At 42.0% G+C, this 25,349-nt stretch carries 23 protein-coding genes and 1 tRNA gene; 20 read left to right on the plus strand and 4 right to left on the minus strand.

Annotated elements, in window-relative coordinates; all coding sequences use genetic code 11:
- Positions 1-587 precede the first annotated feature (587 nt).
- The 15 genes from QZ735_RS07085 (at position 588) to QZ735_RS07155 (ending at position 13,178) form a co-directional block, all read left to right on the plus strand.
- Positions 588-658 (plus strand) — tRNA-Trp (locus QZ735_RS07085).
- 145 nt (positions 659-803) lie between these two features.
- Positions 804-1,289 (plus strand): ribonuclease H-like YkuK family protein, encoded by a 486-nt coding sequence (locus QZ735_RS07090; protein ID WP_294246131.1) that lies wholly within the window; start codon positions 804-806, stop codon positions 1,287-1,289.
- Between the two features lie 82 nt (positions 1,290-1,371).
- Positions 1,372-2,184 (plus strand): ATP-grasp domain-containing protein, encoded by an 813-nt coding sequence (locus tag QZ735_RS07095; protein ID WP_294246134.1) that lies wholly within the window; start codon positions 1,372-1,374, stop codon positions 2,182-2,184.
- Positions 2,185-2,201: 17 nt separating this feature from the next.
- Positions 2,202-2,978, plus strand: coding sequence for an ATP-grasp domain-containing protein (locus QZ735_RS07100; protein WP_294246136.1), 777 nt, complete (start codon positions 2,202-2,204; stop codon positions 2,976-2,978).
- Between the two features lie 10 nt (positions 2,979-2,988).
- Positions 2,989-3,789, plus strand: a complete 801-nt coding sequence (locus tag QZ735_RS07105) for a hypothetical protein (RefSeq protein ID WP_294246138.1) — start codon at positions 2,989-2,991, stop codon at positions 3,787-3,789.
- A gap of 46 nt (positions 3,790-3,835) precedes the next feature.
- A complete protein-coding gene (locus QZ735_RS07110) occupies positions 3,836-4,384 on the plus strand; it encodes a 3'-5' exonuclease (protein ID WP_294246141.1) in 549 nt (182 codons plus the stop codon).
- 1 nt (position 4,385) lies between these two features.
- On the plus strand, positions 4,386-4,769 hold the full coding sequence (locus tag QZ735_RS07115; protein ID WP_294246144.1) for a cyclic-phosphate processing receiver domain-containing protein: 384 nt from the start codon (positions 4,386-4,388) through the stop codon (positions 4,767-4,769).
- The gene (locus QZ735_RS07120; RefSeq protein ID WP_294246147.1) at positions 4,756-5,313 is read left to right on the plus strand and encodes a DinB family protein; all 558 of its coding nucleotides are present in this window, start codon (positions 4,756-4,758) and stop codon (positions 5,311-5,313) included. The genes QZ735_RS07115 and QZ735_RS07120 overlap by 14 nt, the downstream gene beginning before the upstream one ends.
- Positions 5,314-5,397: 84 nt before the next feature.
- Positions 5,398-6,423, plus strand: coding sequence for an RNA ligase, Rnl2 family (locus QZ735_RS07125; RefSeq protein WP_294246150.1), 1,026 nt, complete (start codon positions 5,398-5,400; stop codon positions 6,421-6,423).
- Positions 6,424-6,479: 56 nt separating this feature from the next.
- Positions 6,480-7,073, plus strand: coding sequence for a DUF5565 family protein (locus QZ735_RS07130; protein ID WP_294246153.1), 594 nt, complete (start codon positions 6,480-6,482; stop codon positions 7,071-7,073).
- A gap of 189 nt (positions 7,074-7,262) precedes the next feature.
- Positions 7,263-8,207 (plus strand): peptidase, encoded by a 945-nt coding sequence (locus tag QZ735_RS07135; protein ID WP_294246156.1) that lies wholly within the window; start codon positions 7,263-7,265, stop codon positions 8,205-8,207.
- A 124-nt stretch (positions 8,208-8,331) separates the two neighbouring features.
- On the plus strand, positions 8,332-8,895 hold the full coding sequence (locus tag QZ735_RS07140; RefSeq protein WP_294246159.1) for a metallophosphoesterase: 564 nt from the start codon (positions 8,332-8,334) through the stop codon (positions 8,893-8,895).
- Between the two features lie 150 nt (positions 8,896-9,045).
- Positions 9,046-9,591 carry a 3'-5' exonuclease gene (locus QZ735_RS07145; RefSeq protein ID WP_294246162.1) on the plus strand — a complete coding sequence of 182 codons (546 nt, stop codon included), beginning with the start codon at positions 9,046-9,048 and terminating at the stop codon, positions 9,589-9,591.
- 321 nt (positions 9,592-9,912) lie between these two features.
- A complete protein-coding gene (locus QZ735_RS07150) occupies positions 9,913-10,461 on the plus strand; it encodes a 3'-5' exonuclease (protein WP_294246165.1) in 549 nt (182 codons plus the stop codon).
- A 455-nt stretch (positions 10,462-10,916) separates the two neighbouring features.
- On the plus strand, positions 10,917-13,178 hold the full coding sequence (locus QZ735_RS07155; protein WP_294246168.1) for a hypothetical protein: 2,262 nt from the start codon (positions 10,917-10,919) through the stop codon (positions 13,176-13,178).
- On the opposite strand, the gene QZ735_RS07160 is transcribed toward QZ735_RS07155, so the two are convergent.
- Positions 13,175-13,621: a VOC family protein gene (locus QZ735_RS07160; protein ID WP_294246171.1), complete on the minus strand. Its 447-nt coding sequence runs from the start codon at positions 13,619-13,621 to the stop codon at positions 13,175-13,177. The two genes, QZ735_RS07155 and QZ735_RS07160, sit on opposite strands and share 4 nt — an antisense overlap.
- Positions 13,622-13,923: 302 nt before the next feature.
- Here QZ735_RS07160 and QZ735_RS07165 point away from each other — a divergent pair, with 302 nt between their 5' ends.
- Together QZ735_RS07165 and QZ735_RS07170 are read left to right on the plus strand one after the other, a co-directional pair.
- Entirely contained in the window at positions 13,924-15,441 is a 1,518-nt protein-coding gene (locus QZ735_RS07165; protein ID WP_294246173.1) for a TROVE domain-containing protein, read from the plus strand.
- Between the two features lie 1,792 nt (positions 15,442-17,233).
- Complete coding sequence (locus QZ735_RS07170) at positions 17,234-17,977, plus strand: hypothetical protein (RefSeq protein ID WP_294246175.1); 744 nt, start codon at positions 17,234-17,236, stop codon at positions 17,975-17,977.
- Positions 17,978-18,254: 277 nt separating this feature from the next.
- Here the strand turns inward: QZ735_RS07170 and QZ735_RS07175 are convergent, their stop codons facing one another.
- Together QZ735_RS07175 and QZ735_RS07180 are read right to left on the minus strand one after the other, a co-directional pair.
- Entirely contained in the window at positions 18,255-18,566 is a 312-nt protein-coding gene (locus QZ735_RS07175) for a helix-turn-helix domain-containing protein (protein WP_294246180.1), read from the minus strand.
- A gap of 45 nt (positions 18,567-18,611) precedes the next feature.
- On the minus strand, positions 18,612-19,028 hold the full coding sequence (locus QZ735_RS07180) for a transposase (protein ID WP_294246181.1): 417 nt from the start codon (positions 19,026-19,028) through the stop codon (positions 18,612-18,614).
- 677 nt (positions 19,029-19,705) lie between these two features.
- On the opposite strand from QZ735_RS07180, the gene QZ735_RS07185 reads away from it, so the two are divergent.
- The gene (locus QZ735_RS07185) at positions 19,706-21,244 is read left to right on the plus strand and encodes a SulP family inorganic anion transporter (protein ID WP_294246184.1); all 1,539 of its coding nucleotides are present in this window, start codon (positions 19,706-19,708) and stop codon (positions 21,242-21,244) included.
- A gap of 205 nt (positions 21,245-21,449) precedes the next feature.
- Here the strand turns inward: QZ735_RS07185 and fusA are convergent, their stop codons facing one another.
- Complete coding sequence (gene fusA / locus QZ735_RS07190) at positions 21,450-23,516, minus strand: elongation factor G (protein ID WP_294246187.1); 2,067 nt, start codon at positions 23,514-23,516, stop codon at positions 21,450-21,452.
- Positions 23,517-24,439: 923 nt separating this feature from the next.
- Here fusA and QZ735_RS07195 point away from each other — a divergent pair.
- Together QZ735_RS07195 and QZ735_RS07200 are read left to right on the plus strand one after the other, a co-directional pair.
- Positions 24,440-25,114, plus strand: coding sequence for an HAD family hydrolase (locus QZ735_RS07195; protein ID WP_294246190.1), 675 nt, complete (start codon positions 24,440-24,442; stop codon positions 25,112-25,114).
- A gap of 1 nt (position 25,115) precedes the next feature.
- On the plus strand, positions 25,116-25,349 hold a 234-nt coding region (locus tag QZ735_RS07200; RefSeq protein ID WP_294246192.1), incomplete at its 3' end, for a phosphoribosyltransferase family protein.

The following is a 25,349-nucleotide window of genomic DNA, read 5'->3' on the forward strand; positions in this document are numbered from 1 at the left end:
CTTCCACCAACCGCTGATAATGTAACGGCAGCATGCAGGAAATGTACTCTTGTTGTCCGGGTTCGATTCCCGGTCAGATGGTCAAAAGATAAGTGAACAGTCAATGGTCAATTTTGCTTCGCAAGTGGAATGGTGAATTTTCTAAATAGTTGAGATTGACAATTGGCATCTTGTGAATGGTGAAATTTGCTTCGCAAGTCAATTTTGCTGTGCAGGTGAATTTTCCCACAGACAAAAATTGACCATTGACCCGCAGGAATTGATCATTGACATGAGGTGAAGGGTGAATTTGCTTTGCAAGTGAATTTTATCATTAATAAACAAAGTAATTGATGTTCATCATTCAGCAAAAATAAGGAAAGAAGGCTTTGTCGAGCGCAGAAGATCTTACAAAAGCATACCAGACATAGTTTATTAATACAGACATGCCTTCTTATTTTTTATTCATGATAAGTAATGAATGAACATGGATCCCCTTTCCAACAGAAGATAATTGATAAATAATAATTGATAAAACAATTGAGCTTACATCGTCCATCACTTATCAATCATCATTCATAATTTGAAAGCTGGAAGACCGGCAAATGACTCCGATGGTGTAACGGCAGCATCTTAGTCTCCAAAACTAAGGGTACAGGTTCGAATCCTGTTCGGAGTGCAAAAGGGTTAATGGTCAGTTGGCTTTACAAGCGAACTTAAGGATAAATTTAAAATTGACGAACGAAGCGGATTGACCCGCAGGAATTGACCATTGACAAAAGTAACAGATCAACAATTTAAACATTAAAAAAAATGTAGAAAAAATGGAAACGCAACAAGAAACATGGCAGAACATGAACGGAAAAATCTTTCAGAATTCTATCACCCAGCTGGTAGAAGAAGCCATCATCCGCGAACAGGCCAATGGCCACCGACTGAAAGTATGTGTGGGATCAGACTCCCACGTATATGGAGATATCATTAGTTATGCTACGGCAGTCGTTCTGGTTCGTGAGGGAAAAGGAGCGTTTACCTTTATCAGAAAAGAAAAAGAATTCCAGCGGATCAGCATCAAAGAACGGATGCTGAATGAAGTCAACAAATCTGTAGAAATTGCCTATGCAATCTGTGCGGTGCTGGATGCTTATGGTGTGGAAATGGAGGTACACGCAGACATCAATACCGATCCGGATTTCAAATCCAATGCCGCATTGAAAGATGCCATGGGATATATTCTCGGGATGGGATATGTATTCAGAGCGAAACCTTTTGCATTCGCAAGCTCCAACTGCGCCGACCTGATGGTGTAATGAAGCGGGAAGCAGGATGATGGAGGCTGGAAGTTCATTTCATCATCCTGCTTTTATTTTCGATCTAAAAAAAATTAAAATCATGAAGACTATTTTAATCATGAACGGTGAAAAATACTGGCCGGATTATTTCAGAGGATACGATGTCATTCAGAAGAAAGTTCAGACATCGGAATTTGTGGTAAAAGATTCTTCCCTGTATGTAATTGATGCAGAAGGAGTCTGTAAACCGGATATTGTACTCTGGAGATTAGGCGCTGTCAATCCTCAGGCAAAACACAGAAGTATGTTGGAATTAATTGAATATTCGGGAATTCCGTGTGTAAATTCAGCATCAACCTTATTAACGGGGTACGACAGACTGTCGATGCTGAACAAATTGAAGAAGCTTGGGTTGCCGGTAATTGATTTTAATGTAGCTACCCATATTACCCAGCTTAAAAATCTGGAAATGAATTTTCCTTTCGTCATTAAAGTGGGGAACCATCATGGAGGTTATGGGAAAAGTCTCGTTACAAACGAAGAACAATGGAATGAATTGAAAGATTTGCTGTTTATTCATGAGGATTATGTAACTGCAGAAAGGTTTATCAACTATCAATATGATATCCGTTATCTGGCAGTACAAGACAAAGTATGGGCAATGAAAAGAAGAGGCAGGTATTGGAAAGCCAATTCTTTAACCCAGGATTATCAGCTCATCGAACCGGAGAAAGGATGGATTGAAAAAGTAAAAGAATTGCAGGGAAATATCAAAGCCGATATTGTAGCGATTGATGTTCTTCAAACGGAAAGCGGAGAACAATTCATTTTAGAATACAATGATATTCCCGGACTCTCAGGATTTCCTGAAGAAGCGAAAACTGAGCTGGCAGAAATTGTGAAAGGTAAATAAATATAAAACTAATAACCATGTATTTTCTCATTCAGTCTAATATATATCTGGATCCCGATCATTATAAAATCTTTGACGCTTTGGAAGAATTGAATATTGATTACGGAGTCATCAATATTCCTCCAACGACAGAGAAATTAGATTTTGAAACAGACCATACTGATGTTTTTGTGTATGGTTCGGTAACGATTGCCCGACTGGCAAAACAGAAAACCCACTGGTTTCCCGGCTCTTTTTACGGAGGCAATCATTTGTATGAAATCTATTCCGGATATTATGGCGACAACCTTCTCAACAGTAATGTATCCGTTCAGAAAATTTCAGAGAAAATGATCTGGAAAAAAGGTGAAATGAAATTCATTAAGCCTTACCGGGAAGCAAAAATTTTTACGGGCAGGGTTTTCAGCGAAGCGGAATGGGAAGATTTTGTTTTCGAAGCTTTTAAAAGTCCTTCCGGCAGAATTACGGAAGATTCATGGATTCAGATTTCTAAAGCGAAACAGACGATCAAAGAAGCGAGACTCTGGATTGTTGGCGGGCAGATTATTGATGCCGGATATTACAAATTTAATGATCGGGCACCTTTTGAAGAAAGGGTAGCAGAAGACGGAATCTGGTTTGCCAAAGACATGCTTCGGCTTTTTAATCTTGAAGAAGCCTTTGTCATGGACATCTGTTTAACGGATGAGGGCTGGAAAATAGTTGAAATCAACTGCATCAACAGTTCAGGATTTTATCCCAATACGAACGTGAAAAGTATCATTAAAGCTTTAAAGGTATACTTTTCAAAATAAAAAGAACAAGATGACTCATAACAGAATAGCCGTTATCGGCTTACATGAAGAAGAATATCAACACATACGGGAACATGTTGAAGGACTGATCATCTGGCACCAGTCGGTCCCGAAGATAAGGGTGACAGACGGTACGCTGTACGTTGAAAAGTCCCATGGGGTCGGCATGCTGCCGGTAGATAAAGTGGTCTATCACGGGATTTTTGAAAATGACCTGGATTTTATCTCGGGACTTGCCTTATGGAACGGGCCCTGTTTTCCCAATGCCTATGGCATGATGGAATGCCGGCTGAAAATCCCCTGCCTGGTAAAGGCCATGAAGTATTCCCGGTTCAGTTCTCCCAGAGGATTTATCTCTGAGGGTGCGTATGTGACTACGGAAACGGAACGGGTGGCCAAATGGGGAAACTGGCATTGCGGGGAAAATAAACATAAGTTTACCGGAAACTGGGAAAGCCCGGAACATGCAGTATTGGAACCATATTTCGATGGCGATGCAGTAAGAATACTGCATATCGGAGGGAAGTCCTGGCAGATCAGCCTTGAAGGGGATACCTGGCTGAAATCCATTCACCCCGATAATGCCCGGTTTATGGAGATCGATCCGGAACTTCTGGAAGATACCCTGAAACTGAAGGAAAGAATCGGAATGGACGTCATTGCCAATGATTATATCGTCTGCAGGGATGGAACAAAACATCTGCTGGAGATCAATCATATCCCGAATATTACAAGATTTGAAGAAGTGAGGATGCATTTTTTAAAGACGGTTGCCGATTGGATTCGTAAAGAGGAAGACGACATGCCTTAGGAAATAAAATCCCTGCTTTCACCGTAAAAATGAAAAATAGAAAGCAATGTTCTTATACGACAAAATTATAGTCATCGACATCGAAGCTACCTGCTGGGAAAAAGGGCAGGCCCCGGAAAACCAGAAAAGGGAAATCATCGAGATCGGAATCTGTAAGCTTAATATGGCGGACGGAAGTATCGAAGATCAGAGAAGTTATCTTATACGTCCGGTACATTCTGAAGTAAGCAGGTATTGTACGGAACTGACAGGGCTGACTCCCGAAAAGCTGGAAAAGAAGGGCATTTCTTTACAGGAAGCCTGTTCCCGGATCAAAAACCGGTACAGCTCTTTGCAGAGAACCTATGCCGGATACGGTGGATTTGATAAAACCATTATGGAAAGCCAGTGCAGGGAGGCCGGAATCAGGTTTCCTTTCAGTGAAACTTATCTTGATGTGAAAGTACTGCTGAGCCTGATGAGCGGGGAAAAGGCAGCCGGTCTGATCCGGGAAATGCATGCCAGGAATATTGAATTTCAGGGAACTGCTCACAGCGGGGCAGATGATGCCTTGAATACGGCAAAGCTGCTGTACCATATGTTAAAAAATAAATAGGATGGAACTTACTAAAAGACTGCTGTTCCTGGACGATATCAGGCATCCGAATGAGGTGTGGCAATATACAAAACAGGAAATTTTTAAAAGAAAGGACTGGCACATTGTGCGGAACTATCAGGAGTTTGTGGAAAGGATCCTTGAAAAAGGCCTTCCGGAAATGATCTCTTTTGATCATGACCTTGCTGATGAACATTATTTGGAAACAGATAGTGGAAAATTTGTTGAAAAAACAGGTTACGATTGTGCCAAATGGTTGATCGAATACTGTATGGATCGTTACCTGGAGCTGCCGGAATTCTATTGTCATTCCATGAATCCGGTGGGGAAAAAGAATATTGAAAGCCTTTTAAACAATTTTAAAAATAGTAATGGATATTTTTAGATGTATACAGGAAATAAAAATCCATCTGCAGCTCAGTTTTGATGAGGTTGACAGATGGTTTGATAAAGATAGAAAAACGCTGGCTTATCAGCCTTCAAACGGAGGCTGGACGGTTCAGCAAATTCTGGAGCATATTTATCTGACGAACTTCTACCTGCTGATCCTTATTGAAAAAGGTTCAAAGAAAGCCCTTCGGAATAATCTTCGGCTCGATTTGGATAGCGAAATAAAAAAATACAGCTTTGCTAAAGAAAAGTTTGAAAAAATAGGAGAGTACGGTGCTTTTGAATGGATTAGGCCGGAACATATGAAGCCTAAAGGGGATTTGGCATTGCACGAAATCAGAAGTTTGATTACGATGCAATATCGTCAATGTCTGATTTATCTGGACCGGATGAAAAATGGTGAAGGACTCTTATGCAAAACGATGATGACGGTAAATGAATTGGGAAAAATTAATGTGTATGAATACATCTATTTCCTCTCGCTTCACACCTCAAGACACCTTACCCAAATGGAGAAGAATGAAAAAGAAATGATTTGAGTGTTTTTGACTGCTTAGGTTATCTATTTTTTCAGACAGCAAACCTAACAGGTTTTAGGTAGTAATAAATAAAAAATTAAAAAAATGATTTTCAAAACATATAATTCGATGGAAAATGCTTACCAGACCCGCGTGATTAATCAGATCAGGATTCAGGGCTTAGGGGATGAAGTTTTCATCGTGCAGGAAAAGGTTCATGGGGCCAATTTCTCTTTCTTCACCGACGGAAAGGAAATCAGGATCGCCAAAAGGACTGCTTTCATTGAGAAGGAAGAAAAGTTTTTCAACGCCCATCAGGTGCTGGAACGTTACAGGGAAAAGGTCATCGAAGCATTTGGAAAAGTGAAAAACCTGTATCCTGATGTTGAAACCGTAGTCATCTACGGGGAACTGTTCGGCGGAGGTTACAAGCATAAAGCGGTAGAGCCCGTACCGGATGCGGTAAAGGTGCAGAAAGGCATTGAATATGCTCCTCATAACGAGTTTTACGCCTTCGACATCAAGCTGAACGGAACCACCTACCTGGATACGGAGATGATCAACGGGATTTTTGAGGAAACCGGATTTTTCTACGCCAAAACCCTTTTTCAGGGAACGCTGGATGATGCTCTGAATTTCCCGAATGTTTTCAATTCCAGGATTCCTGCATGGCTGGGCTTACCGGAAATAGAACATAATATGTGCGAAGGAACCATTGTGAAAACCCTAAAAACCAGATATTTTGGAAACGGAGCAAGGGTTATTTTGAAGAACAAGAATGAAAAGTGGATTGAAAAATCCAAAGTGGTACGAAAGCAGGAGAAAAAAGTTCAGAAGCAGATCCGTTTCAGCGAAAAAGCACAGCATATCTGGGATAAGCTTCAGCAATATGCGACCGTCAACAGGCTGAATAACGTCGTAAGCAAAACCGGTGAATTCGAGCCTCAAATGGCAGGGAAGATCATCGGTCTTTTTGCACAGGATATCCTGGAGGATTTCGGAAAAGATTTCCCGGAAGTGTTCATCCATATTGAGAAAGAAGAACAGAAAAGGATCAACAAGAAGCTGAATGCTTTGGTCATTGATCTGGTGAAAGAAGAGCTGATCAATCCGAAGGCAGAAAACTGCTGATCCGGTCTGTACCGGAAGTGATGAAACTGAAAAAATAACCATTAAAAGTGATCAACATGAAAAAGATAAGTACATTATTTAAAAAAGATATAAAAAACTTGGGAAGGGTAGTTAACGAAATCAACCCGGAGAACCGTTGGGTTCTCAATGGAGAGGCTGTCGCTACGCAAAAGTTTGACGGTTCCGCCTGCGCGGTCATCAACGGTAAGCTGTTCAAAAGATACGATGCCAAAAGAGGAAAAACAGCTCCGGAAGGCGCAATCCCGTGTCAGGAAGCAGATCCGGTGACAGGACATCACCCGCATTGGGTAGCCTGTAATCCTGCCGGAAAAGAAGACGCATACTTTTGGGAAGGTTTCCATGCTTTGGCTGAATCAGGCAAAGCAGAAGATGGTACCTACGAACTGATCGGTGAGAAAGTGCGGGGAAATCCTGAAAATATCAAAGGTCATTTGCTGGTAAAACACGGAAGTGCAATTCTGAATCTGGAAAGCCTGGATTTCGAATGGATTAAAAGCTTTTTAGGCAATCCGGAAAATAACATGGAAGGTATTGTTTTCCATCATACTGCTGACGGCCGGATGTGTAAAATCAGGAAGTCCGATTTCGGTATCCGTAGAAAAACGGCAAAAGAACCCGTTTTGAAATAAAACTGAGTTTCGGTAAATATTTTACCGGAACTTTTTATGTGTTAAACTTAACCGTAAAAGTAAGATGATTAGACTGCTGTTTGTCGTTCCTTAGTTATCCAGGGAAAGTCCAGAGGAAAATTTACGTTTAGATTCCTGTGAAATCATAAGCTATATTTACATCTTTATGGTTATTAAAAATTAGAAAAAATGTTACAGGCAGAAATAAAAAGTCTTTTTAAAGAAGACATCAGCATATTAATAAAAGTCCCGAATTCAGCAAAGCATTATCTGTGCGATTGTGGTGAAGCGAGTTTACTGACGGTGAAGGAAGTGCAATCCGTATCGGCGGTATTTATCAGTCATACCCACATTGACCATTTTTCAAACTTTGACGGCATTTTCAGACACCAGATCGGAAGCGGGGAAAAAGTGGTGATCTGCGGACCGGAAAATATTCATCAGCAAATTGAAGCAAGGTTAAAATCCTACACCTGGAACCTGATCGACGAAAACGCCATCGAATATGATATCCGCGAAATCGTTTCTCCGGAAGAAATTAACGTGTATAAAATCCGTCCGCCGTATTGGAATCCTGAAGAGGTAAAAACACAGGATTTTCTTTTTGAAGATGAATATGTAACGGTTGATTTTGCTATTCTGGATCATAAAACGGATTCCATTGCTTATCTATTTAAGGGAAAAGATTCAGTGAGTTTTAATGAAAACGGTTCTGAATTCAAAAAAGGAAAATGGATCAGCGAACTGAAGAATGCTTTTGAAAAGAATGAAACCGATAAAGCGATTGAAATAGAAGGAACGGTTTACAAAGCCTCGGAGTTATTCCATCTGCTGACCCGGAATGAGGGTTATAAACTCGGTGTGATCATGGATAATGCGGCAGAGGAAGGCAACTATGAAAAAATAAAAAAGGTTTTCAGCGGCGCGGATTTGGTGTACATCGAAACTTTTTATAAAGATGAAGATCAGGAATTGGCAAGATTGAACCATCACAGTTTCGCTTCTGCTTCCGGATCGGTTATGAAAGCATGTAAAGTAAAAGAAGCCATTCCAGTCCATTTTTCAAGAAGGTATACGGAAAACGACAGGCTGGAAATTGAAACTGCTTTTTACAAGGCGTTCGGAACAATCTAGACAAGAGAAAACATAGTTCCCAAAGAAGGCATGGATTTCCATATAAACTTATTCAATGATAATGAGATGAGATAATATAATCACGCTTCAATCAAATTTTAAAACTAAAACAAAAATTAAAAAAATGAAACCCAATATATTTTTTACGGCAGACCACCATTTCGGTCACGAAAATATCATCAGATTCTCCGAAAGGCCTTTTGAGTCTCTGGAACACATGAACGAAGAACTCATCAGAAGATGGAATGAAAAGATAAGTCCCGGAGATACGGTTTACCACCTGGGAGACGTCAGCTTAGGCAAGCCTGATTTTACCAAAGCAATACTGGACCGCCTGAATGGAAATATCCACCTGATTAAAGGCAACCATGAAGGAGCGGCCTTAACCTATCCGAAGAGATTTGATTCCATTCGGGATTATCACGAGCTGAGGATCGATGAACCTGAAAACAGCAATGGCAAACAGAAAATCATTCTCTTCCATTACGCCATGCGGACCTGGAACGGTTCCCATCGCGGAGTATGGCAGTTGTACGGCCATTCGCACGGAACACTGCCGGATGATGAAGCGGCATTAAGCTTTGATGTGGGCGTCGATTGCCATAATTTCTATCCCCTTTCCTACGAAGAAGTGAAAGCAGTGATGGCCCGGAAAAAGTGGACCCCGCCGTTTGCCGCCAGAGATTAAAATGGAACTGATGCCGGTCTTACAGCATACTGCAAAACTTTCGGCATCATCCATAAAATAGTAAACAACAATTTATAAAAAGGTCGGAAAACGGGTGTGAGAGAAAAACATCCCTCACCCCGCATCCATCCTCCGGCCTTACATACAACAATGAAAACAACCAACAAAATAATCGTTATCGATCTGGAAGCGACGTGTTGGGAATACGATAAAATCCCACCCGGCCAGAAAACCGATATTATAGAAATAGGAATTTGCGAACTGAACAGGACCACCCGCGAAATTTCCAAAAAGCAGAGCATTTATGTCATTCCGGAAAGATCCAAAATCAGCAGGTTCTGCACGGATCTTACGGGAATCACCCCGAGGCTGATCGAAGAAAGAGGAATCTATTTCGAGGAAGCCTGTGAAAAGATCAGGGAGGAATACCATCCTGAATCGATCGCCTGGGCCGGATTCGGCGCTTTTGACAAAGAGCAGATCGTGGAACAATGTGATTACCTCGGTATCGAAAATCCCTTTTCCGGAAATTACATCAACATCATGCATCAGTTCAAAGCCTACAACGGCCTTTATAAAATGATGGGCCTGAAAAGAGCCCTGAAGGCCCTGAACATGGACTTTGAAGGCAACCACCACAGCGGAGCCGACGATGCCTATAATGCCGCCCGGATTTTAAGGGAAATGCTGAGATAAAAGGTGGGAAGATGGATGCTGGAAGTTATAGCAGTATGGAATGAAGTCGAGTCTTCAGCAGCAAAGGAAAGCAAGACATTGGATACTGGAAGTTTTTACAGTATTTAATTTATCCACTCATCCTTTCATGTGATATTCAGTATGGATATTTGGTTTAAAAAACCGGATTTTCACAGTAATCATTCATCCATCAGCTTGGCTTCCAGTTTCAACAAATAATCTAGCTGAATCTGGATATGGTAACCTCGAAGTTCTGTAGCATACTCAAACATCCCGCTTCCATCATCCATCATCCAGCCAAAACAATTAAATTTTAAACAAATGACAACACCAGACAACATATTAATTATAGATCTTGAAGCAACATGCTGGAACGACCGGCCGCCGAGAGGTCAGGAAAGTGAAATCATCGAAATCGGGGTATGCCTTATGGACGCCGCAACCGGTAAGGTTTCACGCAGCGAAGGCATTTTGGTAAAGCCTCAATTTTCAAAAGTAAGCCCGTTCTGTACGGAACTGACTTCCATTACCCAGCAGATGCTTGATGACGAAGGCATTTTACTGGAAGATGCCCTGGATATCCTGAGAGCGGAATACGATTCCGAAGAGCTGACGTGGGCCAGCTACGGAAATTACGACCTGAACATGCTTCAGAATCAGGCCAGAAGATTCAGGGTGGATTATCCGCTGAGCGATGACCACATCAATGTGAAAACCTTGTTCGGGGAACTGCATCCGACCGTCCGTAAAAGTGTCGGCATGGCCCGCGCGCTGGGCGAACTGAACCTTACGCTGGAAGGTACGCACCACCGGGGCGTAGATGATGCTAAAAATATTGCGAAAATTCTGCATTGGTGCCTGAAACAATAATAATGTAGCAAATGTAACAGTATAGCAATGTAACAACGTAACAATATAAAAATGTAACAGTGTAGCAATATATCAGTGTAACAGTGTATCAACATAACAATTCTGATATAGCCGACTCTCTTTTTTAAAGGGAGTTTTTATTTTTTACACCATTTTCAATAAAAGGAAAGCTGGATCGTAAGAGATATCTGAATAAAAAGGATAACACCAGCCCTGAAAGGGCGGCATACATCAGCATCGGGTGCAGCCCGATGTCATACAGCATCATAGTATTTTAAGCCCTTACAAAGTACGGTATAGAGCAATCATAAAGGAGCGTATAAAACCCTCTGAATAGATGGGCTCTATATAACCTGTATATTGTTTACAGCACAAAATCCTTATTCATTGATTGTAAAAAAACAATTGTTACGCGTGGTCCTGAATCCATAATTAATTTACTAATTTTATCAGCCATGAAAGAAAGGATTGTTTACACAACAAGAGACCGGAAAACGTTCTTGAATGAAGACGAACTGTCCGGCCGGCGGATGTATCTGAAACATATATATCAGGACAGTGAACTTCTGAAAAAGGAAACTTACTTTAAAGGAGAGCTGATCAACCTTGAAATCTATACTTCTGATGAAAATCTTCCGGATGAGGAAATCTTATTTGCTTACGTCAATATTCCCGGTGTTACCGTCATACGCGTCAGCCAATCTGACGGTTACAGGGTGTTTCATTCCAGGAAATACTCAAAATTCCTGCCTGAGAATGAAGAGGTGCAGGTAAAAGATGCTGAAGACAGAACCGTTTCGTTATTTTATCCGGATCGGGAAGATTACCATCATCAGAAAACCCTGTATTCCGGAAATGGTGAGTCCCTTACGTTTACTTACCTTTCTTCAGGCGTCCCCCTGGTTAAAAGGACCAAAGTCCTGGAAATGATCGGGGCATTTTCGCAGGCCCACTCTTTGGAAATCCAACCATCCTTTTATCTTACTTTCTTCCCTTTTCTGCCGTCCGGTCTTCATTATGAAAGGGAAAGTTGCAAATATTTTATCAGTTCAGGCTTCAGGACCGAAATGGAAACCGATCTCCGGGAAGCTTTTTTCGAAAGGCATTTTACCAAAAAAGTCTATACCGGCGATATCCTGAAAGAAATTATAATTTTTGAAAACAGGAAAATAGCCCGGAGAAAATATTTTATCCGCGACGGCCGGGCGGTTGATCTCTCCGGCCTGGATTATAAAGTGGAAATATACTTCCTGGAAGAGGAGAAAAACGGATTTTCACAATGGAAAGTAGCGTATTATGAAGGGAATGTCCTTCGTAAAAGAAAAGTAAAAGTCTATGATATAACAGGCAAGACCATATTTTCCCAAGAGCTTGACCTATTGACTGGTACACTGGGATCTGCTGTAAAATATGCGTATTATCATGGTCCGGAAGCATGCATCTGGGAAGGGTTTCAGTATGATGGTTCCGGGAAGCTCATGCCGGTGGACATTCTTGTTAATGACGGATGGGAGCATATACCGTATACGATTGATGAAATTGCAAAAGAAGGGTTCTTTCAGTCGGATTACGGTAAATATTTTGCTGCCGCATCACCGGAAATTCCTGAGATCGGCAATCCGGTAGAAAAATACACCAAGATCTACAGGAACCACCTGGGAAATCAGATTACGGAAAAAGAAGCCCGCCTGCTCTTTGAATATACCGAAGAGGTTTTTGATAACCATAAGCTGACGAAGAGAACAATCTTTAAAACAGATTCCCCACAAAGACGGAAGGCAGATGAATACAGCCGGTATACAGCGGTTTTTTATGAAAACAGGAAGAGTCTGGAAAGCTTTGGGACTATCCACGACGAAGTATATTATAACCAAAGACAGGAAAACGGCTATATCGTTTATGATCTTGCTGTGCGAGAAGATAATTACAGGGGTAAAATAAAGGCAACCGGGATGGTGGTTTTCGACAAGTATTACAGGATAGTCAGCAAAGTCGTCCGGGATGTGCTGGATCAAAAATTCATTTCGGCATGTAAAGTACACGAGGCTTATATTTCACCTTTGTTGGGAACCCATTCGGTAAAAGTGAATTATAATGAATACGGGGAAGTGGCCGGTTATGTGGATAGTACGGGATATGAAAGGTCATATACCAAAGCGCAGTTTGAAAACGATGATTTTTATGATATAAGCCCTGTAAACAATGAGTATTATAAAAGCCCGGACCGTCTGGTTCCGGAAAGGCCGGCTTTTCCCTTTTTCGACTTCCGGGATGCTGCCACGAGGTACGTGGTATATGACAGGCGGGAGTCTGAAATCCGGTTATTGTTCAGCGGATCAAAACTTAGAGCAGCTGTAGATAACAGGTACTCACTGATTTATTTTGTAGAGGATGAACGGGAAAGGGATGTTTTTATCCGGGCTTTGCCTTCTGCTCCCGATCAGGTGTACTTCTACAACATCAGAGTTTCGGTTCAGGAAATCGTGGCCGGGTATTTCGGGACAAGAGGAATCGCTGCCCGTTTCATCATCAGCCTGACTTCAGATACCATCCAATGTGAGATCCTCAATAACCATGAACACGAGGACAAATTAAGTTTCAGGCTGTTAGAAAGTTCGGATCACACTGATTGTTACTGCTTTTTTTATGAAGAAAAACGCATCATCGGAACCGAAATCTTTTCGGAGATGATAAAAGAACTCCTGCTGAAAACTTAGCTTTTCGCTACCCACTCCTCATATGAAACCACGCCCAGTTCCGGCCGCCCTTCACCTTCCAGAATGGAGATGAATTCCAGCTGGTTGCCGTCCGGATCATTGAAGTAAACCGCCAGGGACGGCATCCAGGCGAAGACCATAGGCTCCTCGCTTCCGTCTTTCAGGAAATTATAAGGTTTCAGGTTTTTACTTTTCAGGAATCCGGCGGAGAAATTCAGAAGGTCTTCCTGATCAACGGTAAAAGCAAAATGCCGCGTCTGCAGGTTTTCTTTCTGCTCCCAAAGACCCAGCATGAATGCTTTGTTTTTCCCGATCCATAAAAAAGCAACCGGCCGGGTTTCATCCCGGTGCGCGAGTTCCAATCCTGGAAACTCCGTATAAAATCCGATGGCCTTTTCCAGGTCGCTTACCTGGATATGGGTTTCATATAATCCTTTAATCATCGCTTTAATTTGAATGAAACAAAACTATAAAATGCATTTGCAAAAACTGTAAATCCTCAATTCCTTTATATAAAATGCATGATAGAGAAATTGTATTTTTTGGGTGATACACAGGTTATTCATTGTTGGTATTGTTCATGAAAAAATCAGGGTCACTGGTGCTTAAACCGGAAATAATAAAAAACTTTTTAACAAGACAGGGTGCTGCGCAAAAAGACTGCGTAATTGTGTTTTTACTTTGCATCAGAATCAGAGAGGAAATACTCATCCTCCGGAACAGGTGTAACTAAAAGACAGGAACCATGAAATTTAATTTTTTAAGAAAATCGGATAATACACTAGCGAACTACGAAGGTGCTGAGGCCTATACCATGACGCCGGCAGAAGAGCTGTACAGTGCTGTGGTGACCACAGGATTATCAACTACTACCTATGAAAAAGGAAATGAAAGGCTGGCGAGAATCCAGACTCTGATTCAGAAGAATGATCCGGAATTCGTAGCCAGGCTGGCCGTTTATGCCAGAAAAGAAATGCATCTGCGTTCGGTGCCGTTGGTGCTGACAACCGAGTTGGCCAAGCAGGCTTCGGGTACTGATCTCGTAAGCAGAACCGTTGACGGCGTGATTCAGAGAGCGGATGAAATCACCGAATTGCTGGCATATTACCAGATGGCCAACGAAAGAACGGATCTGAAAAAACTCAACCGGCTTTCAAAACAGATCCAGAAAGGCCTGGTGAAAGCCTTTAATAAGTTCGACGAATACCAGTTTGCCAAATACAACCGGAAAGCGGAGGTAACCCTGAAAGATGCGCTGTTCCTCGTTCACCCGAAAGCGAAAGATGACAACCAACAGGCCATTTTCAACAAAATCGTGAATGATTCGCTGGAAACGCCCTACACTTGGGAAGTGGAACTTTCCGTCTTGGGCCAGACGAAATTTACCGGTGATGCGGAAAGGAAAGCTGCTTTCAGAGCCAAATGGGAAGAACTGATCTTCAGCAACAAGCTGGGCTATATGGCCACCCTGAGGAACCTGAGAAATATCCTGGAAGCCGGTGTTTCTCCTCAGGCGATGGAAAAAGTATGCCGGTACCTGGCGGATGAAAAAGCCGTGAGGAATTCTAAGCAGCTGCCGTTCAGGTTCCTGGCGGCATACAGGGAATTAAAAACTAACCAGTCGCCTTACCTTTCGTCTGTCCTGGAAACACTGGAAGATGCGGTAATGGTAAGCGCAGAAAACATAAAAGGATTCGGTTTCGATACTTCCGTGGTTATTGCGGCCGACGTATCGGGATCGATGCAGCAGCCCGTTTCCCCGAAATCCAAAGTATTGTTGTACGACATCGGCCTGCTGATGTCAATGATGATGCAGTCGCAGTGTAAAAATGTGATCACAGGAATGTTCGGCGATACCTGGAAAAGAGTTCCGATGCCTAAGAACGGAATCTTGAGGAATGTGGATGCCTTCTACAAAAGGGAAGGTGAAGTAGGATATTCTACCAATGGTTACCTGGTAATCGAAGACCTGCTGAACAGAAGAGAAAAAGTAAATAAAGTAATGCTCTTCACCGATACCCAGCTATGGAACAGCAACGGAACGCGGAATTCTTTTGAAAATTCCTGGAACCGGTATAAAAGATTCAATCCGGAGGCAAAACTCTATATTTTTGACCTGGCGGGCTACGGAAAACAGCCACTGGATGTCAGAAAAAATGACGTTTACCTGATCGCAGGTTGGTCAGACAAAATCTTTGATGTCCTGAATGCCCTGGAAGACCGGAAATCTGCCGTGGAAATGATTAAAAAAAGGGTACTATAACGGGTATTGCTTTTAGATGAGTGATAAGTGATAAGTGATAAGTGATGGACGATAGGAGGCTGCCGTTGATTTTTTTTCAGGAGCCTGATCCCGCTTTCCACTGTATCTTTTTCTCCCGGGCAAAGGCCTTTACAGAAAAAGGATGCCGTTGCAATCGGGGCTAAATGAGACCAGAGCAGAAACGTAGACTCGCTTATTCCATCCGTACAGGTATTGAATTTTGATTCTTTTGCTTCAGGACAAAACGAATGATCCATTGCATTAATCAATAGCGTCGGCTTCAGCCCGACATCATGATAGCGGTATACATCCGGCTTCAGCCGAAATCTATTCGCATTCTGCTCATGCCGCATCATCAGGCATCCCACAGCAAAGGGGCTGCAATCAATTCTATTGACCGCCTGCCTGATTTTACATCGGATTTACTTTAAATTTATCTTAATGAAACGGAATTAAAGACTGAATTTGAAAGAATAAGAAGCCATCCGGTTAATTTTAAAAATAAAATGGTACAGATTTTCACCAGGATGAATATCAGGGAAGCGGAAAGTATGGCAGAATTAATTTCCGGATTGAAGTAAAATTTTAAAATAATTTTAAGTGCGTAAAAAGAATGCGTACTAAGGCGGTAACTTTGCATCAACAAATAACAATAACCATCAGAACTTAAAAAAAGCAGGTGTCGTAAAACAGAGTTACTTCAGGGGGCAGCAATACAGGTTCGAATCCTGTTTCCTTTAAGGAATGGCGTAAGGGTATCGCTCTGCCGGTAAGTCTCTGTCTGCTTTTTACCCTGCTGAAAAACAGCCAATGTCGTTTTCATAAGCGTTCCATCGTCAAACTTAAAATTTGAATACATTCTAAACGCTTATACCCTGTCGCTTGGTTTTTTATTTCAGCCGCGTAAAAAGCATGCGCACTGCGGGATGAATTTTGCTTCAATCAACAATAACAACAACAACAATAATAACAACCATGAAAACTTAAAAACAACCGGTGCCGTAAGAAAAGAATTCCTTCGATTTCCACTTGAATAAGAGTCTTTTCGCTGCATCGCCCGGTTTGAATAAACCAATGTCGTTATCATAAGAGTTCCATCGTCAAACTTTTAATTTGAACTGAATTCAAAAACTCTTATACCCTGTTACTTGGTTTTTTAAATAAATTCAACGGCGTAAAAAATGCGCACTGAAGCAATAAATTCAAAACAATAACCATAAAAACTTAAAACAACCGGTGCCATAAGAAAGAGTTCCTTCGGATCCCAATTGAAAAAAGCCTCTTCCTGAATTTTGCCCGGTTTAATAGTACTTACAAGGCCATAGATAAAAGTCACTTCAATTTACAATGGTTCGATGTCGAAGATTTGATGAAATCAATCCTTTCGCCGGAAGGTGTGGTCGAGTGGCCAGACGTTTTTAAAGACAGCTTATATTGCTGTTTGCCTTGTAATTTTAGAAAAACAGATAACAATATAAAATCAGGTGTCGTTTCAGAATCATACTTCGATAGTTAACCATTGGGTCGCAGGTTCGATTCCTGCCCTCTCTGTTGTAAACGGGATGTAGCTCAGCCGGTAGAGCAAATGACAGAAGATTCTTGCATGATTACCCTGGTTTAGAAAAAAGAGTGCCGTCAGGGAAAGCTTACTTCGGTACATCTTATGATCTTGGTTCAACTCCAAAATAAACCTGACTAATCGGGTTTATCAAGCGTTCCCGGTTATTGCCTCTTTTTTCTTATTATTGTGAATGAAATGGAAATGGATATACCTGAAAACATAACTGATTTTTTGTATTGGATCAGAGACCGGACAGAAAAGTTCTGGTCTGATGAGCGTGCTGCACAAAAATGGTATTACGGTACCAAATGGCTGCCGCTTACCGAAGAGGAAATCGCAGGGATAGAACTGGGATATAAGGTGAAGTTTTCTCCTGAACACCGTGAATTCCTGAAAATTCTCCATGCGGTTGACAGAAAGGAAACCGTGGAATATGAATACAATGAAGAGAAGTTCAGTGAAGAATGTACTTTTTTCTATCACTGGCAGGAAGACCGGGAAGAAATTCTTGAGATTATCACATATCCTTATGATTCTATGTTGAAGGATATTGAATCTGCCGAAACACGCTGGTTGAAATCCTGGGGCCCGGAACCGGGATCTGAAGAAAAGCGGAAAGCCATTTTCTATCAATGGTTTGCCAGGGTTCCTGATCTGCTGCCGCTAAGAGGAATCCACTTTATGGTAAGCAGCGAACATCTTACCCGGAACCCGGTACTCTGCATCAGCGGTTTCGATATGAATATACTGGGATGGGACATGAAGACATACCTGCTTGGTGAACTCCGGGATTATATCGGCATCGTCGATACTGTATTTGATGAAGAAGACCGGATGTATTATCCGGAACTCAACAGGGAAGCCAGGGACATCATTGAAAAGAATTTTCAGCATGATGAAACCAAGGATATCCCTTACCTGAAAGAAGTAATTTTGTACTATTCTTCCGGCCACCGTGATTTCGGCCTGAAATAAGTGATTTTAGCAAAGAGTTGTTTCACCTGTAATAAGCAATGATCACGGATTTACGATACAGGGTATTCCAGACTGTAAAATATAAAGTGTCGTAGGAAAAAGATCCTTCGTTACCATTGAAAGGGGAGGAATAGCGCAGCAGGCACGTCCTGCAAGGCTATCCGGTTCGACTCCGGCATAACGTTGCCCCGCTTTTTCTTTTTCCGTTTTTTACCTTTATAAAAATTCCGGTGAATCAGCTGATTCACCGGAATTTTTATAATAAACAGGCCGGGGCCTATTTTTTTTCAGCTAATTTCTGGAACTCCTCTTCAAAGGTTTTTTTCCATTTGGCAATCGTTGTTCTGCTGATTCTGTATTTTTTAGACATATAATTGGTAGACAGGCCGTGCTTCTGCTGGTACTGCAGCAGTTTAAGCATCGTCTTTTTATCATAGGTCTTCAGCTTCTGGTTGTTCCTGAGACTTTCTTTGGAGGATTTGAATACCAGTTCATTCAGTTTCAGGACATCTTCCGTTGTTTTTAAATTCTTTAACAGCCGCTGTATCTTTGGGTCTTCCAGTTTCTCAGGATCATGTTCTGTAATCATGTCCTTGTAAATTTTACTGTAATTGGGGCGCATGGGATTTCAGATTTAGAGTTTTTGTAGCCACCGGTGAAGGGTGCTTTTGGGGATGGAGTATTCCTTGATGATGTCGGTCTGGGTCATTTCACCGGACTGTATTTTCCGGATGATGAATTCCTTGATTTCTTGGGTGTAAATATTCTTTCTGAAGTAAGGGATCTTATCCGATCTGTGGTTTTTCTTCTTATCAACAGCCGACGGCGGTGAGTACAGGATCAGATGCGAGCTGTACAGCCTGAAAAAATCATATTCCAACAATTTTGAACACCGGAGCAGCAAATCGGTTTCTATAGAGGCACTTTTATACATCTTTTCAACACTGTCCTCATCTTTTTTCAGGAAATTGCAAATCCTTTCCGTGCTGATTTCCAATTCTTCAGCTCTTTCTTTTATGAAATTTCCTATATGTATTTCTTTATATAACATCTCTGATAAATATTTGTCCTGTAAATAACAGCATCAGTAAAAACATGTTGCTTCGTTTATCCGGTTGATAATAAGCTTCAAAAAATAATCCAAAATGAAATGGAAAAAGATAAGTGACTGAACCAAACGGCAATCGGGGCAAATCCTGAAACGGCAGTTTTCTTTATGTAAAGGGGCTGCAAATGCCGCGCTTCCACGATATTGATAAATCATTCTGCAATTTTTCTGCATCCGATAATGCGTCACTACCATTTTTCTTTCTCATATGTTCATTTTCGTGGAGAAAAAAGCCTGTGTTCTTTCCCAGGATTCAATGCTCTTATTACCTGCTGAATGTATTCATGCTGCTGCTGTATATGATTTAACGGTTGTTTTTAGATCTGCCTTAAATTTTAATTATCATTATTAATTACATTAAAATTTTGCAGAAAATAATTGATTTCTTCAATTCCAAATATAGAAAAATTTCGAGTGAGACCAAAAAAATGAGTTAAAAAATTTCATGAAAAGTGAATTTTGATTAAAATTACCTTGTATATATCGTTTATGTAGTGAAATAATGAAGTCGCGGTTCTTTGATGAACAGGCAACCAGATACCCTCCTTATTGTGAAATTTTAAATCAAGATACCACGGGATATTGTTTTTGAAAATGGAACGGACTACCTTGTTGCCGAAATGAAAAATACGTTTACTCTCCCCGGTTTTCCGCAAAATATAAATTACAAGAACGAATTGCTGGCAGGTTTTACCGTTGCCATGACCATGATTCCCGAATCGCTCTCTTTTGCCATCTTGGCCGGGCTTTCCCCGCTTACCGGATTGTATGCTGCTTTTATGATGGGATTGGTAACTGCCATTCTGGGAGGCCGCCCCGGAATGGTATCCGGAGGTGCAGGTGCTACCATTGTTGTGCTGATCGCCCTGATCAAAACCCATGGCATAGAATATCTCTTTGCTACAGTGGCGCTCGGAGGCCTGCTTCAGATGCTTGTCGGCCTGTTCAAATGGGGGAAATTCGTACGGCTGATCCCACAGCCGGTGATGTATGGCTTCCTTAACGGCCTGGCCGTGATTATCTTTATGGCACAGATAGAACAGTTCAAAATAACAGGCACAGACGGAAATGTTGACTGGCTTACCGGAAATCCCCTTTATATAATGGCAGGATTAACGGCTCTGACCATTGCTGTGGTCTGGCTCTTCCCGAAGATTACCAAAGCCGTTCCGGCATCGCTGGTGGCCATCATAGCCGTTTTTGCCGTCGTTGCCGGATTGGGAATCCCTACGAAAACAGTAGCCGACATTGCCGGAATAAGCGGTAACCTCCCGGCTTTCCATATTCCTGAGATCCCTGTTTCCCTGGAGACTTTGCAGGTTATTTTTCCCTATGCGCTGATCATGGCGGGAGTAGGGCTGATCGAATCCCTGCTCACCTTGTCCATGGTGGATGAAATTACTGGTTCCAAAGGGAATGCCAACAAAGAAGCGGTAGCTCAGGGGCTGGCCAATATCACCAACGGCTTTTTCGGCGGAATGGGAGGCTGCGCTATGGTAGCCCAGACCCTGGTAAATCTGAATGCCGGTTCGAGAACCCGGCTTTCAGCGGTAATAGCTTCTTTTACCATTCTCCTTATTATTCTGGTAGGAGCGCCTGTCATTGAACGTATCCCGATGGCTGCCCTTGTCGGGGTCATGATGGTAGTGGCTGTAAGCACGTTCCAGTGGGTATCGATCCGGATTGTCAATAAAATGCCGAAGTCGGATATCTTCGTAGGGATTGTAGTTGCACTGGTGACCATTGTTTTGCATAATCTGGCACTGGCGGTATTGGTCGGAGTCGTGATTGCAGCCCTGGTTTTTGCCTGGGACAATGCCAAAAGAATCCGGGCAAGAAAGCATACGGATGATAACGGAGTTAAATATTACGAGATTTCCGGCCCCCTGTTCTTCGGTTCCGTTACGGCCTTTACCGATAAGTTTGATCCTGCGAATGACCCTGAACAGACCGTTGTTGATTTTAAAGAGAGCCGTGTCGTGGATATGAGTGCCATCGATGCGCTGGATAAGCTCTCCCGGAGATACAGTCAGCTGAACAAAACGCTCCACCTCAGACATCTGAGTCCGGACTGTATGATCCTGCTTAAAAATGCAGAAGCTGTGATTGATGTGAACATCCAGGAAGACCCGACGTATAAGGTGATGCCGGAAAAGTGAGAGGCCGGATGCCGGAAGATGGGTGCTGAAAGCTGATTATATTTGTATAGAATTCCATTAATAAGAGTGGATATTAGTCCGCTTTTCCGATAAATATCTTAAATCCGTGAAGAAAAATTCACCATTCACCATTGACAATTTACCATAACCCATTCACCTCTAAAACCCAACAAGGACTGCAAAATAAATTTACAGCCCTCGTTTTTTAGGTTATTAAAGTACCGGCAATAAAATCAGGCACCAAAGCATAGTGCGAAAACTTCATGCTGATCGTAGCTCTTCCGCTCGCCAGGGTTCTCAGATCAGAAATATATCCGAAAGTAGAAGCCAGCGGAACTTCGGCGGTAAAGATCTTTCTTCCTGATTTATCATCAATGGAAGTAATGATTCCTCTGCGTTTGTTAAGATCCGCCGTCACAACACCGGTATACTCTTCAATGGTCTGGATTTCTACCTTCATAATAGGCTCCATTAATTTCGGTTTGCATAAATATCCGATAGCCCGGAAACCCTCTTTTGCAGCAATTTCAAAATCCTGGGCATGGGAATCATTGCTATGCGCCGAACCGTCCAGCAGAATGATCTTCATGCTTTCCAAAGGGTTTCCGCCGATAGGTCCGTTTTCCATCGCTTCCCGGAATCCTTTTTCCACAGACGGGATGAATTCCCCCGGAATGATACCACCTTTGATCTGATTGATAAATTCCAGTCCGGGCGAATTGTTTTCGCGGGGCCCGATCTCAAACGTGATGTCTGCAAACTGTCCGCTTCCGCCGTTCTGTTTAGAAAGCTTTTCACGGTGCTTCCGGGTTTCCGTTAAAATTTCCCGGTAAGAAACCTTAGGCTTTCCCTGGTTGATTTCAATCCCGTGATTAAGTCGGATTTTTTCCAATGTTACTTCCAGATGGAGCTCTCCCAGACCGCTCATAAGGATTTCCCCGGTCTGCCGGTCTCTTTCCACTACCAAAGAAGGATCTTCTTCCTGGATTTTTGCCAGCACGATGCCGAACGATTTTTCATCGGCATTGGTTTTCGGCTCAATCGAAACGCGGATTACAGGATCCGGAATCGTAATGGCCTCAAGCAGGACAGGAAGTTCCAGGCATGACAGGGAGTCCCCGGTTCTTGCATCTTTTATTCCTGTTAATGCGACAATATCACCCGCTTTTCCGTTTTCCATGGGTAAAGTTTTGTCCGACTGCATCTGCAGGATCCTCGAAACCCGGAAACTTTCACCTGTCCTTACATTCTGTATCGAATCACCGGACTGTATGCTTCCCGAATAGATCCTCAGCATGGCCAGCTTGCCCATATGTTTGTCGATCACCACTTTGAAAACCAATCCCGAAAACACTTCTTCCTCATTTCTTTCCAGTTCGATAGTTCTTTCTGTTTTGGCATATTTAGCTTTGATCCGGGCCAACTGATCCGGGGCCGGAAGATAAGTCACAACCGCATCTAGCAAAGGCTGGACCCCTTTGTTCTTAAAAGCAGAACCACATAACACGGGAACCAAAGATCCGGATTGGCAGGTTCTTGTTACCGCATCAACGATCATTTTTTCTGTTACTGCATTTTCTGCATCTAAGAAAGCCTCAAAGAAAACATCATCCGATTCTGCCAGGGTTTCCATGAGTTTTACCCTGAATTCACCTGCCTCCGCAAGATAGTTTTCGGGGATCTCTTTTTCTACAATGGTTTCCCCGTTTTCATCAATCCAGTAAAGCGCTTTCTGTGTAATCAGATCAATAACGCCTTCGAAGCAGTCTTCTGAACCGATCGGAATTTGCAGCGCAAGAGGGATGGCATGTAACCTGGTTTTAATTTCATTTAATACGGCAAAGAAATCTGCCCCGGTCCTGTCCATTTTATTAATGAAACAGATCTTTGAAATCCCATGCTTTCCGGCCTGGAACCATACGTTCTCTGTTTGCGGCTGAACTCCTGAAGAAGCGCAGAATACGGCTACTACACTGTCCAGTACCCGTAAAGAGCGCTCTACTTCGACCGCAAAATCAATATGTCCCGGTGTATCAATGATATTAATACCGAAAAGATCATCTTGCTTTTTCCACTGGGTGGAAATGGCAGCCGAAGAAATGGTGATCCCGCGGTTTTTCTCCTGGATGTCTTTATCCATTGTAGTATTCCCTTCGTCTACATTTCCGATTTTATGAATCATTCCTGTGTAATAGAGCAATCGTTCCGTTAAGGTTGTTTTTCCTGCATCGACGTGTGCTATAATCCCTATATTTCGTGTGTTGTATTTCATTTTGCCTGTTTTTGAATGTTTGATTTTAAGGCTGCGAAGTTAACGGCTAAGCACAGGAATAGCCTGTTCTCATCTGAAGGTCAGTAAGAAGAGAATTCTGTTTTTTCCGTTAAAATTTTCGTCAGCTTTTAATAAGTAGGTGCTGAAAATAGGGTAGCAAAAAGGCCTATCTGAACAGATAGGCCTTCGTTGTATTTTTTGTAAAGGTCGATCGTTATTCAGATAAATACTTAGTGCTACCAAAGTACACTGCTCTGATAGGGTTGCTTAAAGTTATAGTATTTATCATTTTTGTTGACATTATTGATTGTTAACCGGTTGCGAAAATAATAAAATTTTCAAATATTAAAAGAATAATTTTTATTTTTTTCAATGGCATCGTCGTAGAGGATGACTAAAAAACAGGCAGGAAGGCAAAATAGGATGTGTTAATATTTTGAATATCAGTATGATTTTTCAATGAACTTTAAAGTTCTTAACCCTTCAACTTCCGGAGGGCAACTTCCCCATGGAAAGTTCCGGGACATTGGTTTTTCTGTTTTTCCGCCACTTTTCCCTCACATAAAAGCCTGCCGCCTGTGTCGGTAATGGTGTAAGCTCCTGAGTCTTTTACCGGGCATGGAGCTCAATAATATCAGCCACCGGATTCGGGGCAATATCTCTAATTAAGTGTGACCGGATACCCATTGGATTTTGAAATTTTTCAATGACTTGATGAATGGGTTGTTTGTGGCAGACCGGAACAGAAATCACAGAGGTTTCCGCGTATGAATCTTAAATATTCTTAAAAAGAAACAGGATAACCCGGAAAATTCTATCTTTGAAAAAGAATTGAAACCATTCGGTAAAAAACTAATGATAAAAAAAGCATGAATCCATTGATCTTTTTCCGGAAAGACAGATGAATTGTAACTTATAAGATTTTGAAAACAGATATTGACATCCGCAGTTATTCCCATTTCTCTTTCGATCTGTGGCTGACCTTAATTAAATCCCATCCTGAATTCAAAGACAGAAGAGTCCGGTTGTTCTCCTCTTTTTTTGAGATTGCAAGGCCCCTCGATGAAGTAACACGGATCGTAAAGTATTATGATGACCTCTGCAATACCATCAATGAGGTCACCGGCGGGAATATCGATACTTTTGAAATTTACCTTCTGATTCTGGGATCGCTGGGAACGGAGATAAAAACGGTCGGCAGGCAACGGCTCGATGCATTCTATCAGGAAAGCGAAAACCTTTTCCTGGAATACAGCCCGGTGATTATTTTTAAAGGCCTGCATCATTTCTTTGAAGAAATAAAAAATCAGGGAAAAACCATCAGTATCCTGAGCAATACCGGCTTTATCAAGGGGAGCACCATGAGGAAATTCATTCATAACGAAGATCTTGAACAGTATATTGATTTCCATATTTATTCCGATGAGATCAACTGTTCCAAACCGGATCCGAAGATTTTTCAGGAAGTTAAAAAGTCAATTAAAAACCAGGATCTTGCCCTGCATCAGATCCTGCATATCGGCGACAATCCGGTTGCTGATTACAAGGGAGCGAGGGATTTCGGATTTCATGCCCATTTACTAAAACCCACCATATAATATGAACTTACGGTACAGCCTGCATCACATCCTTTCGGGAGATGAATTTACCTTTTCCCCTGAAGAATACAGCTATTTCAAGTATGGCGATACTTCATATGCAGAGAAATTTGCAAAGGAATTGTTTGACGGGTTCATTGCTTCGCATAAAGAACTGCTGGAGACGGAAAAAGAAATTATCCTGTTGCCGAGCCCCTATATGGCAATTCCCACGGCCTCCAATTTTTTATGCTTC

The sequence above is a fragment of the uncultured Chryseobacterium sp. genome (assembly GCF_913776365.1).
GTDB lineage: Bacteria > Bacteroidota > Bacteroidia > Flavobacteriales > Weeksellaceae > Chryseobacterium.